This window comes from Bacillus sp. JST-5 (genome assembly GCF_057747715.1).
On sequence record NZ_JBYLHW010000146.1, the window covers coordinates 1 to 1,480 of the forward strand.

Annotated in this window: 2 protein-coding genes; both read right to left on the reverse strand. The window is 38.4% G+C overall.

Annotation, left to right across the window (positions count from 1 at the left end; genetic code table 11):
• Window positions 1-118: 118 nt before the first annotated feature.
• Window positions 119-1,060, reverse strand: coding sequence for an IS3 family transposase (locus tag AC3ASS_RS14185; RefSeq protein WP_488284154.1), 942 nt, complete (start codon window positions 1,058-1,060; stop codon window positions 119-121).
• A gap of 17 nt (window positions 1,061-1,077) precedes the next feature.
• Window positions 1,078-1,389 (reverse strand): transposase, encoded by a 312-nt coding sequence (locus AC3ASS_RS14190; RefSeq protein WP_488284155.1) that lies wholly within the window; start codon window positions 1,387-1,389, stop codon window positions 1,078-1,080.
• Window positions 1,390-1,480: the final 91 nt, after the last annotated feature.

The window sequence follows — 1,480 nt, forward strand, 5'->3', positions numbered from 1 at the left end:
TTACCTTCTTCACCTTGGACTCATTCTAAAGGATGTCATTCATGAGTCAAGCCTACTTCGCTTGACTCTTTCATTCCATCCTTTTCCTAGTCGGTAAGGTGAAGAAGGAGGACAGGTGTTACAGATTAACCACCATATCTGATGAGCACCCTTCTTTTAAGTATTTCCGAAGATATTCCGCTGGAGGAAGATAATTTAAGCTGCCATGATATCTTCTTTCGTTATAAAAACTTATAAAATGATCGATCCAGTAATAAGCTTCTTCAAAACATTCAAATGGGTACCGTTGATAACATTCCCTTTCAATAATACTGTGAAACGATTCAATAAAAGCATTTAAGTTAGGTGATTTAGGCGGAATTCTCTCATGATAAATGTTAAAGTCTATGCAAAATTCACCAAATTCTTTGCTTAAAAATTGTGGTCCATTATCGGTCCGAAGTATCACCGAAAAATGGTCGTTTGTCTTCTCTGCTATCTTTACGTTTCTTTTTTGTAAAGCTTCTTTCAGCATCTTCGTTATATCTTTCGCCTTACAAGAAGAACCCCTAAAATAACCGACAATAGATCGATCAAACACATCGATGACACTCGCGAGAAAAAAGAATCTCCCACTTTCCTCAATCGACCCATATTTTATGTCGAGTTGCCAAAGCTGATTTGGACCTGTAATCGTATGATTTCTTGCCATTTTTCTTGGATACATGGAAGGAGCACGTCTTGCAGGGGATAGGATCCCCAACTCATGACATAATCGCCGAACTTTCTTTGGGTTGATTATAAGGTTATATTCGACTCTTAGATAATTCGTTAACTTTTTGTATCCATAGGCACCTTCGTCACCTTCAACGGCTTCCATGAGCCATTCTTCAATTTGTTCATCGCAGATTTTTTTCCCTTCTTTGGTGTGAGAAAAACCCGGATATGGCCTCCCTCGTTTGGTTGGAGGAAAGTTCGTTTCCTCCTGATTGGATTGGTGATAATAGTACATCGAACGATTCACCCCTATGATTGCGATTGTTCTTTTAATTCGGAAACCTTCTTGAATCCAAATCTCCACCTCTTCTAAAAGGTCATTTATTGATAGGGGCTTTTTTTTAAAAGGTTTTTCAACATCGCTACTTCAAGCTCTTTTTCACCTAGTAGTTTCAATGCTTGTTCATATTTGGTTAATAGTTCTTCTTTGGTGGGATTGGAGGAAAGAACCGTAATTCCCTCGGCATCCATTGCGTCACGAACTTCCTCTTCATATTCATGGACCCATTTCCTCAATGTTTCTCTTGAAATTCCAGCCTTATTTGCGACGGAGGACATTCGACCACTTTCCAAGACCATGCGTACATATTGTTTTTTCACATCTTCAATAACTTCTATTTTCTTTCTCCCCACAATAAAGGACCTCCTTTTAATCGGAAAATGACTTTTAACCAGTGTAATGGTTTTGCATTTTCGTGTCCAATTAATTAAGGGGTCCAAATAG